Origin of the sequence: Citrobacter sp. RHBSTW-00881 (assembly GCF_013728515.1) — a bacterium.
GTDB lineage: Bacteria > Pseudomonadota > Gammaproteobacteria > Enterobacterales > Enterobacteriaceae > Citrobacter > Citrobacter braakii.
Window position 1 is genome coordinate 4352866 of record NZ_CP056269.1, and the last position, 15324, is coordinate 4368189.

The following is a 15324-nucleotide window of genomic DNA, read 5'->3' on the forward strand; positions in this document are numbered from 1 at the left end:
CATACGTAAAAAGTCGAGTTCAGCACAAAATTTTAGATATAAAGATAAAAGCAGAATAAACCAGATGTATTCCCCGATTTATTCTGCCAGCGGCTACTTCTTACAGACGGAGACCAACAGTTCTTCCATCCATTGATGTCCTTTATCGCGCCCCGCAGCCTCATGCCAGGAAAGATAACATGTGCGGCTATTCAATTTTAAAGGTAAAGGCAATATCTGCAGTTCTAAAGAATCGGCGAACTCTTCCGCCAACCAACGCGGCGCAATAGAGACCAGGTGCGTTTGCGACACAATATTAAGCACGCTGATTAATGCCATTCCCTGATAAGCCACGCAGGATTGTTTATCCGGTGTGTCATACCACGGCTGGCTGAATGAGGCGAAGCGATCAAGCGAAACCACGGCATGCTGTTCATGATAGAGATTGCTTTCCAGCAATGGGCCACTAATGCGCGGATGTTTTTTACTTGCCACTAACACCATTTCGTCATTGAATAACGGAACACTGGTAAATTCCGGACGACGGAATTCTTCATAGCTAATAACAAACTCAGTTTCCTGATAACGTAATTGGTGCTCGGTATTTAGATTTAGTGAGGATTTAAAAACGACATTGATGTTCGGTGCGACTTGCTCAACCCGATTATAAATCAACGAAGTAAGAATATTATCCAATGGACTGCATACGCAAAGATTGAATACACGCTCGCTGCTGGTAGGTTCAAAGCCGGAACCAGGCAGTTCATTCTGCACTAATTGTAAAGCCTGACGAACGGAGCCAAACAGCTGGAAGGCTCTTGCTGTCGGCTGGATTCCACGGCCATAACGAACAAAAAGCTCATCGTTAAACATGACTTTCAGGCGTGCGACCGCATTACTGACAGCGGGTTGCGACATCCCCAGCGTATGTGCAGCACGCGTAATATTTTGTTCCTGCATCACCGCATCAAAAACAGTTAATAAATTAAGATCAACCATGCGAAGCTGTGGCTTCCCCATCTCTATGAGATTAGATTTATCTATTATTTTTACTTCTGGCATATTTAACTCCACTGTCACTCTAAACTCCCTTTTCCCAGACGGAGTGCAGAAATAATCTCCGTTAATATGATTTACCATGCATATAAAATAAGAAAAAGGAAAAACATTAAAATTAGGAAAACATAAAGGCACAAATCTAAATGTACAAAAAAACACTACAAACGTAGTGTGGCAGATGTCACTGCGCGATGATTCATATGTTTAAATTTCGAAAACAATATAACCATAAGCGTGGCGAATACACAATCATGCGCACAGTGAATACGTTTTTAAGTTTTAATTAAACATTTCTATTATTAACACATTAAAAGTTAACATTAATTTATCAATTATAGGGTGGCACATTGATTCAATCCATTCAGAATAGCTATAAATTCTGATAAATCATAAAGATATGAAATCCCAAACGAGGCGTTATCTTCAGTTCTTCGTGACCATAAATGCAAATAAATATGCTTAAATATGTCAAACCGTGAAAAACATGTTCAACGATCAGATGATTAATTTAATATACCCTGAGAAATTCAGCACAATTCGCTTAAGTTTATCATAAACTTCCCCCCCTTAACGGGAGCATTTGCAGGGAATGGGGTTGACATCAGTCTTCATATCCAGTACCACTAAAAGCATATCGCATTCGCCTGGAGCTTGATTGATGACTTACATTGCTCGTTTTATCGGTCTACTACTACTAAACGCATTCTCATTGCGCGGTAGACTGGTGGACGACATTCAGCATTAAGTCAGCTCCAGTTAAGACAAAAAACCCGCGCCGTTGCGCGGGTTTTTTTATGCTCGAAGCAAGGCGCCCTAAAGACCAAGGACCTAAACCATGAGCCAGCAAGTCATTATTTTCGATACCACCTTACGTGATGGTGAACAGGCGTTACAGGCGAGCCTGAGTGTGAAAGAAAAACTGCAGATTGCGCTGGCCCTCGAGCGTATGGGCGTTGACGTGATGGAGGTCGGTTTTCCGGTCTCTTCACCGGGTGACTTTGAGTCCGTACAAACCATCGCTCGTCAGGTTAAGAACAGCCGCGTTTGCGCCTTAGCCCGCTGCGTAGAAAAAGATATCGACGTTGCCGCAGAATCTCTGAAGGTCGCTGAGGCTTTCCGCATTCATACGTTCATCGCCACCTCGCCGATGCATATCGCGACGAAATTGCGCAGCACGTTGGATGAAGTGATCGAGCGAGCAGTCTACATGGTGAAGCGTGCGCGTAATTATACGGATGACGTGGAGTTCTCATGCGAGGATGCTGGCCGTACCCCTATTGCCGATCTGGCCCGCGTGGTCGAAGCCGCGATTAATGCGGGAGCCAAAACTATCAATATCCCCGATACCGTTGGCTACACCATGCCTTTCGAATTCGGAGCAATCATTTCTGGTCTGTATGAACGCGTACCGAATATCGATAAAGCCATCATCTCCGTGCACACCCATGATGATTTAGGTCTGGGCGTTGGCAACGCGTTGGCGGCCGTCCACGCCGGTGCTCGCCAGGTGGAAGGCGCGATGAACGGTATCGGCGAACGCGCCGGTAACTGCTCACTGGAAGAAGTGATCATGGCGATCAAAGTGCGCAAAGATATCCTGAACGTACAGACCCGCATTAATCACCAGGAAATCTGGCGTACCAGTCAGTTAGTCAGCCAAATCTGCAACATGCCCATTCCGGCCAACAAAGCCATTGTCGGTAGCGGCGCCTTTGCCCACTCCTCTGGCATCCATCAGGACGGCGTACTGAAAAATCGTGAAAACTACGAAATCATGACGCCTGAATCCATCGGTCTGAACCAGGTGCAGTTGAATCTGACTTCCCGTTCCGGACGCGCCGCGGTGAAACACCGTATGGACGAGATGGGATATAAAGAGAACGAATACAACCTGGACAACCTGTACGACGCATTCCTGAAGCTGGCGGATAAAAAGGGTCAGGTATTTGATTACGACCTGGAAGCGCTGGCCTTTATTAATAAACAGCAGGAGGAGCCGGAGCATTTCCGTCTGGATTACTTCAGCGTGCAGTCCGGCTCAAATGACATCGCCACCGCCTCCGTCAAGCTGGCCTGCGGTGAAGAAGTCAAAGCCGAAGCGGCGAACGGTAACGGTCCGGTCGATGCCATTTATCAGGCCATCAACCGTGTGACCGAGTACAACATCGAACTGGTGAAATACAGCCTGACCGCCAAAGGGCACGGTAAAGATGCGCTGGGCCAGGTGGATATCGTTGCTAATTATAACGGTCGCCGCTTCCACGGCGTCGGTCTGGCAACAGATATCGTCGAATCGTCCGCGAAAGCGATGGTTCATGTGCTGAACAACATTTGGCGCGCCGAAGAAGTCGAAAAAGAATTGCAACGCAAAGCTCAGAACAACGAGAACAACAAGGAAACCGTGTGATGTCGAAGAATTATCATATTGCTGTTTTGCCGGGCGACGGTATTGGCCCGGAAGTGATGGCGCAAGCCCTGAAGGTACTGGACGCAATCCGCAACCGTTTTAACATGCGCATTACCACCAGCCACTACGACGTGGGGGGGGCCGCTATCGATAACCATGGTCAGCCGCTGCCGCCAGCGACGGTTGAAGGCTGTGAGCAAGCTGACGCCATTCTGTTTGGCTCCGTTGGCGGCCCGAAATGGGAAAATCTGCCACCCAATCAGCAGCCTGAACGCGGCGCGCTGCTGCCGTTGCGTAAACACTTCAAATTATTCAGCAACCTGCGCCCGGCTAAGCTGTACCAGGGTCTGGAAGCATTTTGCCCTCTGCGCGCAGATATTGCCGCGAACGGTTTCGACATCCTGTGCGTGCGCGAACTGACCGGCGGTATCTACTTCGGTCAGCCAAAAGGCCGCGAAGGCAGCGGACAACATGAAAAAGCCTTTGATACCGAGGTTTATCACCGTTTCGAGATCGAGCGTATCGCACGTATCGCGTTTGAATCTGCTCGCCAGCGTCGCCGCAAAGTCACGTCGATTGATAAAGCCAACGTACTGCAAACGTCTATTCTGTGGCGCCAAATCGTCAATGAAATTGCTAATGAATATCCGGATGTTGAGCTGGCGCATATGTACATCGACAACGCGACGATGCAGTTGATCAAAGATCCATCCCAGTTCGACGTGCTGCTGTGCTCCAACTTGTTTGGCGACATTCTGTCTGACGAATGCGCCATGATCACCGGATCAATGGGGATGTTACCGTCCGCCAGCCTGAATGAGCAGGGCTTTGGTCTGTACGAGCCCGCTGGCGGCTCCGCTCCGGATATCGCCGGGAAAAACATTGCTAACCCTATCGCCCAAATCCTTTCGCTGGCGCTGCTGCTGCGCTACAGCCTGGACGCCAATGATGCGGCAACCGCAATTGAGAGCGCCATCAACCGCGCATTAGAAGAAGGCATTCGCACCGGTGACTTAGCCCGTGGCGCTGCCGCAGTCGGTACCGATGAAATGGGTGACATTATTGCCCGTTACGTCGCAGAAGGGGTGTAATCATGGCCAAAACGTTATACGAAAAATTGTTCGATGCGCACGTCGTCTACGAAGCGCAAAACGAAACCCCGCTGTTGTATATCGACAGACATCTGGTGCATGAAGTGACCTCTCCGCAGGCGTTTGATGGCCTGCGTGCGCATGGCCGTCAGGTGCGCCAGCCGGGTAAAACCTTTGCCACCATGGACCATAACGTCTCCACGCAGACCAAAGACATTAACGCTTCCGGCGAAATGGCCCGCATTCAGATGCAGGAATTAATCAAAAACTGCAATGAATTTGGCGTCGAACTGTACGACCTGAACCACCCGTATCAGGGGATCGTTCACGTGATGGGGCCTGAGCAAGGCGTAACGTTGCCGGGTATGACCATCGTTTGCGGCGACTCCCACACCGCCACCCACGGCGCGTTTGGCGCGTTGGCCTTTGGTATTGGCACCTCTGAAGTTGAACACGTTCTGGCGACGCAGACCCTGAAACAGGGGCGTGCCAAAACTATGAAGATTGAAGTTAACGGCGCGGCAGCACCTGGCATTACCGCCAAAGATATCGTGCTGGCGATTATCGGTAAAACCGGTAGTGCAGGCGGTACCGGGCACGTCGTTGAATTTTGTGGCGAAGCCATCCGTGCGCTGAGCATGGAAGGCCGTATGACCCTGTGCAACATGGCCATTGAAATGGGCGCCAAAGCGGGTCTGGTCGCACCGGATGAAACCACCTTTAACTATGTGCAGGGTCGTTTACACGCACCGAAGGGTGAGGATTTTACCAACGCGGTTGCGTACTGGAAAACGCTAAAAACCGACGACAACGCGACGTTTGATACCGTCGTTACCCTGCAGGCAGAAGAGATTGCACCGCAGGTCACTTGGGGTACGAACCCGGGTCAGGTCATCTCGGTGAACGATAATATTCCCGACCCGGCGTCATTTTCCGATCCCGTTGAGCGCGCATCGGCTGAAAAAGCGCTGGCATATATGGGGCTGAAACCGGGCATTCCGTTAACAGAAGTGGCCATCGATAAAGTGTTTATCGGTTCCTGTACCAACTCGCGTATTGAAGATTTACGCGCTGCGGCCCAAATCGCCAAAGGGCGCAAAGTTGCGCCTGGCGTACAGGCGCTGGTTGTGCCGGGTTCTGGTCCGGTGAAAGCGCAGGCTGAAGCGGAAGGTCTGGACAAGATCTTCATCGAAGCCGGGTTTGAATGGCGTTTACCGGGCTGTTCCATGTGTCTGGCCATGAACAATGACCGCCTGAACCCAGGCGAGCGCTGTGCATCCACCAGCAACCGTAACTTTGAAGGCCGCCAGGGCCGTGGTGGTCGCACGCATTTAGTCAGCCCGGCCATGGCCGCCGCTGCCGCCGTTACCGGTCATTTTGCCGACATTCGCAGCATCAAATAAGGAAACTACCATGGCAGAGAAATTTACCCAACATACCGGCCTGGTTGTCCCACTGGATGCCGCCAACGTGGATACCGACGCGATTATTCCCAAACAGTTTTTGCAGAAGGTTACGCGCACCGGTTTTGGCGCTCATCTGTTTAACGACTGGCGTTTTCTGGATGAAAAAGGGCAACAGCCTAACCCAGAGTTCGTACTGAACTTCCCGGAATATAAAGGCGCGTCAATTCTGCTGGCGCGGGAAAACTTTGGCTGCGGCTCTTCCCGTGAACATGCGCCATGGGCGCTGACCGATTACGGCTTTAAAGTAGTGATCGCGCCAAGCTTCGCTGACATCTTCTACGGCAACAGCTTCAATAACCAACTGCTGCCGGTGACCTTGAGCGACGCGCAGGTAGATGAAATGTTCGCCCTGGTGAAAGCCAATCCGGGCATTAAATTTGAAGTGGATCTGGAAGCGCAGGTGGTGAAAGCGGGCGATAAGTCCTACAGCTTTAAAATCGACGACTTCCGCCGCCACTGCATGCTGAACGGTCTGGACAGCATCGGGCTTACGCTGCAGCATGAAGCAGCCATCACCGAGTACGAAGACAAGCAGCCAGCGTTTATGCGCTAGTCCTTGTGGTGCCGGATAAGCGCAGCGCATCCGGCACTCCAAAAATCAAACGTCCTTTACCCGCCCGGTCATCACCAGCGTGATCACAGAAATCGCCGCAATCACCCAATAGACGGCAAAGTGACCGTAGCTTTGCGCAACAGCCCCCTGAATCACTCCCGCGAGAATGACCCCCGTTGAAATACTGTTGGTAAATAATGTGGTCGCTGACCCCGCACGCCCGGGCATAAGATCCTGAAACCACAGCATTCCTATCCCGGCGATGATACCGATAAATACTGCATTAAACAGTTGCAGCACCAGCAGCGCCGTGCGGCTGTGAAAGAAGATCAAACCAAGATAAAACAGTACGCCCGCCGCGACGGCCGCGATCATCATTCGCCGTTTGCCAAAGCGCTTCACATAGTAGCCCGCCAGGATCATCGCCGGAATTTCCAGCCCAGCCGCCGTCCCCATCAGGATCCCGGCCAACTTGTCCGGTAACCCCAGCTCAAGGCTTATCCACAGCGGCATATCGATGATGTACATGGTATTGCAGGTCCACATCAGCGTGGAGGCAATAAACAACATGCGCACATTTTTGTCCTGCCAACCGCCGGTCTGTTCCAGCGGTACGTCAACAGGTTGCTCCACCCGTGTGACTGACGGCAGTATCAGCGCAATCAGCACCAGGCTAATGGCGAAAATCCCTGCGGCAATGGAAAACATCGCCGTAAAGCCGTAATTCAGCGCCAGCATGAAGGCCAGCGGCGGTCCAATTACCCAGGCCAGCGAAAGCTGCGCACGCATCACCGAGCTAAACATCACCACTTCACGCGCGGAGTTATCAGCGTATTCCCGCGCCAGCGCAAACAGCTGCGGCATGGCGGTATTCGCCAGCGAGGCCAGCAGCACACCGCAGGTGATAAGCGTGAGATAGTGGCGATTAAACGCAAACAGCAGCGCGTTTCCGATTGCCATCAGACAGCAGAACATGATCAGCTTGCGCCTGTCGCCCTGGCTGTCGGATCGTTTCGCGAGGCCAAGGCTGACAACGATCCCGACAATCGCATTGACGGTATAAAACAGCCCGACCCAAAACGGCTGCGCCCCGACTTCACGGCTCAGGAACAAGCTCAGCGTGGGTGCCTGCAATGCACCTGCTACGCCCATCATAAAAGCGACCAGCATAAATGCCGCGTAAACGCCGTTGAGGCGCCGTCCCATGGTCATAATCCAGAGCATTACAGTTCCTTTTAGCGCAGCAGAAACAAAAAAAGCCAGCAGTGATTATCTGCTGGCGCGGCGATTAACACCAATACTCAGTCACACATGATGTCTGCAATTCCCAATTCAGGAGTCAGGCTGTCACCTCCCACTGCATCAGTTCTTCGAGCATCTTTAAGCGCTGCGGTGCGCTCAGGCAAGCCAACCAGGACGATTTTTCTGTCGCGGTAAAGTATTTCAACCAGAACTGACGCATAGATGACCCCTTCGTTGTCTCATCGCTTCATCGGAATCTATTATTGGCTTAATATAGGGAAAATAAAATTGCTGAGTTTTTCGCAGGAGTTCCCCTTTTATGTCTTCTGGTCGTCTGCAACAACAGTTCATCCGTCTGTGGCAATGCTGTGACGGCAAAACGCAAGACACGACGCTGAACGAGCTGGCGGAGCTGCTGAGTTGTTCGCGCCGCCATATGCGTACCCTGCTCAATACCATGCAAGAACGCGGCTGGTTAACGTGGGAAGCCGAAGTTGGGCGAGGTAAACGCTCGCGCCTGACTTTCCTCTATACCGGGCTGGCACTCCAGCAGCAGCGAGCAGAAGACCTGCTGGAACAGGATCGCATCGATCAACTGGTGCAGCTGGTCGGTGACAAAACGGCCGTACGACAGATGCTAGTTTCGCACCTGGGACGCAGCTTTCGCCAGGGGCGGCACATCATGCGCGTTCTCTATTATCGTCCCATGCACAACCTGCTTCCCGGTACGGCGCTACGCCGTTCAGAAACTCATATCGCCCGGCAAATCTTCAGCGCCTTAATTCGGGTAAATGAGGAAAATGGGGAACTGGAAGCGGACATCGCCCATCACTGGCAGCAGATTTCACCTTTACACTGGCGATTCTTCCTGCGTCCGGGGATTCATTTTCATCATGGCCGCGAACTGGAAATGGAAGATGTCATCACCTCGCTGATGCGCATTAACGCCCTGCCGCTGTACTCGCACATCACGCAGATCGTTTCTCCCACGGCCTGGACGCTGGATATCCATCTCGCCCAACCCGACCGCTGGCTTCCCTGGCTATTGGGGCAAGTCCCCGCCATGATCCTGCCGCGAGAATGGGAGACGCTCAGCAACTTCTCCAGCCACCCAATTGGCACTGGTCCCTATGCGGTGATGCGCAATACCAATAACCAACTGAAAATTCATGCATTTGATGATTACTTTGGCTACCGGGCGCTGATCGACGAAGTTAACGTTTGGGTGTTACCCGATATCGGCGAAGAGCCTGGCGGTGGGTTGACGCTAAAAGGCCCCACGGAGGATGAAAAGGCGATCGAAAGCCGCCTCGAGGAAGGATGCTACTACCTGCTGTTTGATGCGCGCACCCACCGTGGCGCTAATCAGGAGGTTCGCGATTGGGTTAGCCGCGTTCTGTCGCCAACCCATCTCATCTGCCACGCCGACGAACAGTTCCAGCGACTGTGGTTTCCCGCCTACGGTTTGCTCCCCCGCTGGCACCATGCCAAACCCGGCCATGGAGAAAAACCCGCCGGACTGGAAACGCTGACGATCACCTACTATCGCGATCACATCGAACATCGGATTATCGCGCAGATCATGAAGACGTTGCTGGCAGAGCATCAGGTACAGTTAAATATTCAGGAGATCGACTACGATCAATGGCATGCGGGTGAAATCGTCAGCGATATCTGGCTCAACAGCGCCAATTTTACCCTACCGCTGGATTTCTCGCTGTTCGCCCATTTGTGCGAAGTCCCGTTACTGCAAAACTGTATCTCGCGGGACTGGGAAAACGATGCGGCCCGCTGGCGAACGGGCGAAATGAGCCTGGCGGCATGGTGCCAACAGCTGCTCGCCACAAAGGCCATTGTGCCGCTGATCCACCACTGGCTCATCATTCAAGGACAGCGCAGTATGCGCGGATTACGCATGAACACCCTCGGCTGGTTTGATTTTAAATCGGCGTGGTTTGCACCACCGGATCCTTAGATCCGGCTCTTGATTGCCGCATAGCAACAAAATCATTACACTAACGCCGTTCTCAACGGGGTGCTAAATAAAAACATACACAAAATCATTCACGCTGCATCAAGGCGGCAAGCGAGTGAGTCCCCAGGAGCATAGATAACTATGTGACTGGGGTGAGCGACAAATCTGCCGGGAGCAGATTTGAACGCTGCTTGCAGCGGCCCCGAAGGGGCGAGACCCGGAGATGGGCCGAGTAACGCAGCCAACACAGAGGCAGCGTGAATGATGAAGTGTATGGGCTGAGAGATACCCGTCGAACCTGATCCGGATAATGCCGGCGAAGGGATTTGAGGCTGCAACTCAAGTCCTTTGCCACCCAACTTTATGAGGTGCAAAGTGTTTAAAAAATGTCTTCCGCTTTTACTGCTGTGCGCAGCGCCTGCTTTCGCCAAACCTGTACTGACCGTATATACCTACGACTCGTTCGCAGCTGACTGGGGCCCGGGCCCGACAATAAAAAAAGCCTTTGAAGCTGACTGCAACTGTGAACTGAAACTGGTCGCGCTGGAAGATGGTGTCTCGCTGCTTAACCGCCTGCGCATGGAAGGAAAAAACAGTAAAGCTGACGTCGTACTGGGCCTCGATAACAACCTTCTGGAAGCCGCCACCCAAACTAAACTGTTTGCCAAAAGCGGTGTAGCAAGTGAAGCCGTAAACGTGCCCGGCGGCTGGAAAAACGATACCTTCGTTCCGTTTGATTACGGCTATTTCGCCTTCGTTTATGATAAGAACAAGCTGAAGAATCCGCCCAAAAGCCTGAAAGAACTGGTAGAGAGCGATCAAAAATGGCGCGTCATTTATCAGGACCCGCGTACCAGCACGCCGGGGCTGGGCCTGCTGCTATGGATGCAGAAAGTCTATGGCGATAAGGCGCCGGAGGCCTGGCGCGCGCTTTCGGCAAAAACCGTCACGGTCACCAAGGGCTGGAGTGAAGCCTACGGCCTGTTCCTGAAGGGCGAAAGCGACCTGGTACTCAGCTACACCACCTCTCCGGCCTATCACATCATCGCCGAGAAAAAAGACAACTACGCCGCAGCCAACTTTAGCGAAGGCCACTATTTGCAGGTAGAAGTCGCCGCCCGTACTGCGGCCAGCAAACAGCCGGAACTGGCCGAGAAATTCCTCAAGTTTATGGTGTCTCCGGCCTTCCAGAACGCGATTCCGACCGGTAACTGGATGTATCCGGTAACCCAGGTCGCCCTGCCGTCTGGATTCGAGCAACTGAATAAGCCAGCCACCGCGCTGGAATTTACGCCGCAGCAGGTTGCGGCTCAACGCCAGGCATGGATTAGCGAATGGCAACGCGCCGTCAGCCGTTAATTCCCGGCTGGCTGGTTCCAGGGCTTACCGCCGCCACGCTGATGGTGGCCGTTGCCCTGGCCGCGTTTCTGGCGCTGTGGTTTAACGCCCCACGGGGGGAGTGGCTCTCACTGTGGCAAGACGACTACCTGTGGCACGTGGTGCGCTTTTCTTTCTGGCAGGCTTTTTTATCCGCAGTGCTGTCGGTCATCCCGGCGATTTTCCTTGCCAGAGCGCTCTATCGCCGCCGTTTTCCAGGACGACTGGCGCTGCTGCGCCTGTGCGCGATGACGTTAATCCTGCCAGTGCTGGTCGCGGTCTTCGGTATTCTTAGCGTGTACGGTCGTCAGGGCTGGCTGGCCTCGATCTGGCATACATTCGGGCTGGAATGGACGTTTTCGCCATACGGTCTGCAGGGCATTCTGCTGGCGCACGTCTTTTTCAATCTGCCGATGGCCAGTCGTCTGCTGTTGCAGTCGCTGGAGAATATTCCCGGCGAACAGCGACAGTTAGCCGCTCAGTTAGGTCTGCGCGGCTGGCATTTCTTCCGCTTTGTTGAATGGCCGTGGCTGCGTCGGCAAATCCTTCCCGTCGCGGCACTCATCTTTATGCTCTGTTTCGCCAGCTTCGCCACCGTTTTGTCGCTGGGCGGTGGACCGCAGGCCACAACCATCGAGCTGGCGATTTATCAGGCGCTGAACTTCGATTACGATCCCGCCCGCGCCGCCATGCTGGCGTTGATCCAGATGGTTTGTTGTTTAGCGCTGGTGCTCTTCAGCCAACGTCTGAGCCGCGCCATCGCCCCCGGTACCACGTTGGTTCAGGGCTGGCGCGATCCCGACGATCGTCTGCACAGCCGCCTGGCAGACGCACTGCTGATTATTCTGGCCCTGCTGCTACTGCTGCCGCCGCTGCTGGCGGTAATTGTCGATGGTATTAACCGCCATATGCTGGATGTTCTTAAGCAACCTGTACTGTGGCACGCACTGGGAACCTCGCTGCGTATTGCGCTGGCGGCAGGTGCGTTGTGCGTAGTTCTCACCATGATGCTGTTATGGAGCAGTCGTGAACTGCGTGCCCGACAGCAGGTGCTGGCTGGTCAGATGCTGGAACTTAGCGGCATGATGATCCTCGCCATGCCGGGCATCGTGCTGGCAACCGGCTTCTTTCTGCTGCTCAATAACACCATTGGACTCCCCGAATCAGCCGACGGGATTGTCATTTTTACCAATGCGCTGATGGCGATCCCTTACGCGCTGAAGGTGCTGGAAAACCCAATGCGGGACGTCACCACCCGCTACAGTATGTTGTGCCAGTCGTTGGGAATTGAGGGATGGTCGCGTCTGAAAGTGGTTGAACTGCGCGCCCTGAAGCGCCCGCTGGCGCAGGCGATGGCTTTTGCCTGCGTACTGTCGATTGGCGATTTTGGCGTGGTCGCGCTATTTGGTAATGAGGATTTCCGCACCCTGCCGTTTTATTTATATCAGCAGATTGGCTCTTATCGCAGTCAGGATGGCGCAGTTACAGCGTTATTGCTGCTGATCCTGTGCTTTACGCTGTTTACCGTTATTGAGAAATTGCCGGGTCGAAATGTTAAAACTGATTGATATCACATGGCTTTATCACCATTTGCCGATGCGCTTTACGCTGTCGATCGCACGCGGTGAGCAGGTCGCGATCCTCGGGCCCAGCGGCGCCGGGAAAAGTACGCTGCTGAATCTGATCGCCGGCTTTCTCACGCCTGCCAGCGGTACCATGTTGATTGAAGGTGAAGATCACACCGCCACGCCTCCCTCACGTCGCCCCGTTTCGATGCTGTTTCAGGAAAATAACCTGTTCAGCCACCTGAGCGTGCAGCAAAACATCGGCCTGGGCCTTAACCCGGGATTGAAGCTGAATGCATCGCAGCGGGAGAAAATGCATCACATCGCCCAGCAAATGGGGATCGACTCACTGCTGGAGCGCCTCCCCGGTGAGCTTTCCGGCGGTCAGCGACAGCGCGTAGCGCTGGCGCGTTGCCTGGTGCGGGAACAACCCATTTTGCTGCTTGATGAACCGTTCTCTGCGCTCGATCCCGCCCTGCGCCAGGAGATGTTAACGCTGGTTGCTGAAGTCTGTCGCGATAAACAGCTTACCTTGCTGATGGTGTCCCACAGTGTAGAAGATGCGGCGCGAATTGCGTCCCGTTCGATTGTGGTCGCCGACGGGCGCATCGCCTGGCAGGGCAAAACGGATGAGTTATTAAGCGGTCAGGCCAGCGCCTCGACGCTCTTGGGCATCAAAGCCGAGTGATTGATTTCCCAGGCCGGATAAGCGTCAGCGCCATCCGGCAAAAGAATCGTCAGAAACCCACGACTTTACGCAGAATATCAATATACACCGGCATCAGCGGATGGCGCAGTAACGCCACCAGCGCAACCACACCGATCCCAAGCGTCAACGGCGCCAGATACAGTAAACGGCTGCGGGGGAAATACGCGGTTAAGCGATCGACTGCCGCTTTGCCGCTACGCCACAGTCGCCAGCAAAACCAGCCCCCTACCCATAGCAACAGCGCCGTCGCCAGCAGCAACCATTTAAAATCCCCGCTCTGCATCTCAGAAGGAATATCAATTGCCGCCCCCGCCAGGATCCCCGGCAGGAAGTAGAACGGCGGCCACAGTACGCAACCAATAATATTCGGGACGATAAATTTAGCGACAGGCAGATCCAGCATGCCCGCCACCATTGGCACCAGCGGACGCGTCGGTCCCACAAAACGCCCCACCAGAATGGTAAACATGCTGTGCTGATGCAGCGCGTGCTCGGTTTTATCCAGCAACGCCTTGTTCTTTTTCATGAACGACCAACGATGCAGCGGCTTTTTAAAGCGCCAGCCCAACCAGAAAGAGATCCAGTCCCCCAACAGGCAACCAATGATGCCCGCAAGCCAGGCATGCCAGAAGTTCAGTTCGCCACTGCCAATCAGCGCCCCCAGCCCCGCCATCATCACGGTACCGGGCAGAATCAGACCAACCAGCGCCAGTGACTCCAGAAAGGCCACCAGCAGTACGGCGATCAGGGAGTACAGGGCGGACTGAAGAATAAAGTGTTCCAGCAATGCTTGCATAATGTGTCCGTCAGATTTACGAAGCAGGGATTTTGATAACCCGTCTCAACTTCGTCAAGCCATCAATTGTCTGAATAGATTGCGAGTTATGACAACTTTCAGGACACATCATTCACTTTTTATTCACATCCGGCGCGAAACTCGCTCGGACTGGCGCCGGTACATTTTTTGAAAACGCGAGAAAAATAGAGCTGATCGTCAAAGCCAACATTGCGCCCCACCGTAGCAATGGGCATACGAGTGGTACTCAGCAATAGCTTGGCCTGGCTGATACGCTGATCCTCGCGCCAGCTTAATACGCTGATACCCAACTGCTGACGGAACAGATGCGACAAACGGGAAGGCGACAGGCAGACGTGCTGTGCGACGCTGGCAATATCAAAATTACTGTCCGCCAGGTGATCGCTGATGTACTGGCAGGCGTCGCGCACGCGGTTGTCCATGGGGGGATGCAGCGATTCATTAATGGCTTCCATACGTCGGAGCAATAACTGCTCCAGTAAATTAATCGCCAGCAGTTCGGAATAGCGACCTTCTCCCTGCCCGGCGTTGATTATCTGCCCAAACAGTTCGTTAAAATGCGGCTGATGTGCTTCATCCGGACGAAAGAATCCAGTCTGGGCAAAAATGGCCGGCCAGGTCAGCCACTCCTGCCAGTAGGCGCGTGGGCGAAAGTAAACCCACTGGTGATACCACTCGCTGGCATCAGGATGGCGTCCGTAGTGGTGAATTTCTCCGGGCGGAAACAGCAAAATATCGCCAGGCCGACAGACAAATTGTTTGCCCTGATTATTGATAACCCCTTCGCCACGGATAGTGAGATTGAGGATATAGCCCTTCATACCCAGCGGCCTGTCGATAAAAAAATCCAGGTATCCGTTCGCCTCGATGGGGGTTAATCCGGCCACCAAATGCGCATTAAACGAATAGCCTGGCAGCAGGGGATCGTTTTGCGTTTCAGCCATAATTTCAATACTCCCTATGTTCTGCTAAGAAACAATTTGTCCATATTACACCAGACATCATTGCCGTCGCCCCTGCGGGCCGCTGTGTTTGCGGTAATGGACCATCAACCCCGCTTGTGAAAAGCACTTTGTAAAAAATA

Annotated in this window: 14 protein-coding genes; 9 read left to right on the forward strand and 5 right to left on the reverse strand. The window is 53.3% G+C overall.

What is annotated here, in order from left to right; genetic code table 11:
- Nucleotides 1–93: 93 nt before the first annotated feature.
- The gene (gene leuO / locus HV311_RS21030; RefSeq protein WP_016151687.1) at nt 94–1041 is read right to left on the reverse strand and encodes a transcriptional regulator LeuO; all 948 of its coding nucleotides are present in this window, start codon (nt 1039–1041) and stop codon (nt 94–96) included.
- Between the two features lie 655 nt (nt 1042–1696).
- Here leuO and leuL point away from each other — a divergent pair.
- The 5 genes from leuL to leuD all read left to right on the forward strand — a co-directional run bounded on the left by leuL (nt 1697) and on the right by leuD (nt 6555).
- Nucleotides 1697–1783 (forward strand): leu operon leader peptide, encoded by an 87-nt coding sequence (gene leuL / locus HV311_RS28325; RefSeq protein ID WP_049269161.1) that lies wholly within the window; start codon nt 1697–1699, stop codon nt 1781–1783.
- 90 nt (nt 1784–1873) lie between these two features.
- Complete coding sequence (gene leuA, locus HV311_RS21040) at nt 1874–3445, forward strand: 2-isopropylmalate synthase (protein WP_016151686.1); 1572 nt, start codon at nt 1874–1876, stop codon at nt 3443–3445.
- Nucleotides 3445–4536: a 3-isopropylmalate dehydrogenase gene (leuB, locus tag HV311_RS21045; RefSeq protein WP_016155686.1), complete on the forward strand. Its 1092-nt coding sequence runs from the start codon at nt 3445–3447 to the stop codon at nt 4534–4536. The genes leuA and leuB overlap by 1 nt, the downstream gene beginning before the upstream one ends.
- 2 nt (nt 4537–4538) lie before the next feature.
- Nucleotides 4539–5939 carry a 3-isopropylmalate dehydratase large subunit gene (gene leuC / locus HV311_RS21050; protein WP_047498383.1) on the forward strand — a complete coding sequence of 467 codons (1401 nt, stop codon included), beginning with the start codon at nt 4539–4541 and terminating at the stop codon, nt 5937–5939.
- A 10-nt stretch (nt 5940–5949) separates the two neighbouring features.
- Nucleotides 5950–6555 carry a 3-isopropylmalate dehydratase small subunit gene (gene leuD, locus HV311_RS21055; RefSeq protein WP_016151683.1) on the forward strand — a complete coding sequence of 202 codons (606 nt, stop codon included), beginning with the start codon at nt 5950–5952 and terminating at the stop codon, nt 6553–6555.
- Between the two features lie 45 nt (nt 6556–6600).
- Here leuD and HV311_RS21060 read toward each other — a convergent pair whose 3' ends face one another.
- Nucleotides 6601–7779 (reverse strand): sugar efflux transporter, encoded by a 1179-nt coding sequence (locus tag HV311_RS21060; protein WP_065554749.1) that lies wholly within the window; start codon nt 7777–7779, stop codon nt 6601–6603.
- Between the two features lie 115 nt (nt 7780–7894).
- Nucleotides 7895–8017: a glucose uptake inhibitor SgrT gene (gene sgrT / locus HV311_RS21065; RefSeq protein WP_016151681.1), complete on the reverse strand. Its 123-nt coding sequence runs from the start codon at nt 8015–8017 to the stop codon at nt 7895–7897.
- Nucleotides 8018–8116: 99 nt separating this feature from the next.
- Between sgrT and sgrR the strand changes: the two genes are divergently transcribed.
- The 4 genes from sgrR (at nt 8117) to thiQ (ending at nt 13402) form a co-directional block, all read left to right on the forward strand.
- Nucleotides 8117–9772, forward strand: a complete 1656-nt coding sequence (gene sgrR, locus HV311_RS21070) for an HTH-type transcriptional regulator SgrR (protein ID WP_016155682.1) — start codon at nt 8117–8119, stop codon at nt 9770–9772.
- 375 nt (nt 9773–10147) lie between these two features.
- On the forward strand, nt 10148–11131 hold the full coding sequence (thiB, locus tag HV311_RS21075; RefSeq protein WP_016151679.1) for a thiamine ABC transporter substrate binding subunit: 984 nt from the start codon (nt 10148–10150) through the stop codon (nt 11129–11131).
- Nucleotides 11107–12717, forward strand: a complete 1611-nt coding sequence (gene thiP / locus HV311_RS21080; RefSeq protein WP_065554747.1) for a thiamine/thiamine pyrophosphate ABC transporter permease ThiP — start codon at nt 11107–11109, stop codon at nt 12715–12717. Before thiB ends, thiP begins: the two co-directional genes overlap by 25 nt.
- Entirely contained in the window at nt 12701–13402 is a 702-nt protein-coding gene (thiQ, locus tag HV311_RS21085) for a thiamine ABC transporter ATP-binding protein ThiQ (protein ID WP_016151677.1), read from the forward strand. The genes thiP and thiQ overlap by 17 nt, the downstream gene beginning before the upstream one ends.
- Nucleotides 13403–13451: 49 nt before the next feature.
- Here thiQ and HV311_RS21090 read toward each other — a convergent pair whose 3' ends face one another.
- A complete protein-coding gene (locus HV311_RS21090) occupies nt 13452–14219 on the reverse strand; it encodes a DedA family protein (protein ID WP_016151676.1) in 768 nt (255 codons plus the stop codon).
- Between the two features lie 119 nt (nt 14220–14338).
- Complete coding sequence (araC, locus tag HV311_RS21095) at nt 14339–15184, reverse strand: arabinose operon transcriptional regulator AraC (RefSeq protein ID WP_003018834.1); 846 nt, start codon at nt 15182–15184, stop codon at nt 14339–14341.
- Nucleotides 15185–15324 lie beyond the last annotated feature (140 nt).

What these genes read in the sequence shown, in the direction of transcription:
- leuA (WP_016151686.1), top strand. Translation starts at nt 1,874, where the DNA reads ATGAGCCAGCAAGTCATTATTTTCGATACCACCTTACGTGATGGTGAA.
- leuD (WP_016151683.1), top strand. Translation starts at nt 5,950, where the DNA reads ATGGCAGAGAAATTTACCCAACATACCGGCCTGGTTGTCCCACTGGAT.
- araC (WP_003018834.1), bottom strand. Translation starts at nt 15,184, where the DNA reads ATGGCTGAAACGCAAAACGATCCCCTGCTGCCAGGCTATTCGTTTAAT.
- sgrR (WP_016155682.1), top strand. Translation starts at nt 8,117, where the DNA reads ATGTCTTCTGGTCGTCTGCAACAACAGTTCATCCGTCTGTGGCAATGC.
- thiQ (WP_016151677.1), top strand. Translation starts at nt 12,701, where the DNA reads ATGTTAAAACTGATTGATATCACATGGCTTTATCACCATTTGCCGATG.
- thiP (WP_065554747.1), top strand. Translation starts at nt 11,107, where the DNA reads ATGGCAACGCGCCGTCAGCCGTTAATTCCCGGCTGGCTGGTTCCAGGG.
- HV311_RS21060 (WP_065554749.1), bottom strand. Translation starts at nt 7,779, where the DNA reads ATGCTCTGGATTATGACCATGGGACGGCGCCTCAACGGCGTTTACGCG.
- sgrT (WP_016151681.1), bottom strand. Translation starts at nt 8,017, where the DNA reads ATGCGTCAGTTCTGGTTGAAATACTTTACCGCGACAGAAAAATCGTCC.
- leuB (WP_016155686.1), top strand. Translation starts at nt 3,445, where the DNA reads ATGTCGAAGAATTATCATATTGCTGTTTTGCCGGGCGACGGTATTGGC.
- leuO (WP_016151687.1), bottom strand. Translation starts at nt 1,041, where the DNA reads ATGCCAGAAGTAAAAATAATAGATAAATCTAATCTCATAGAGATGGGG.
- leuC (WP_047498383.1), top strand. Translation starts at nt 4,539, where the DNA reads ATGGCCAAAACGTTATACGAAAAATTGTTCGATGCGCACGTCGTCTAC.
- leuL (WP_049269161.1), top strand. Translation starts at nt 1,697, where the DNA reads ATGACTTACATTGCTCGTTTTATCGGTCTACTACTACTAAACGCATTC.
- HV311_RS21090 (WP_016151676.1), bottom strand. Translation starts at nt 14,219, where the DNA reads ATGCAAGCATTGCTGGAACACTTTATTCTTCAGTCCGCCCTGTACTCC.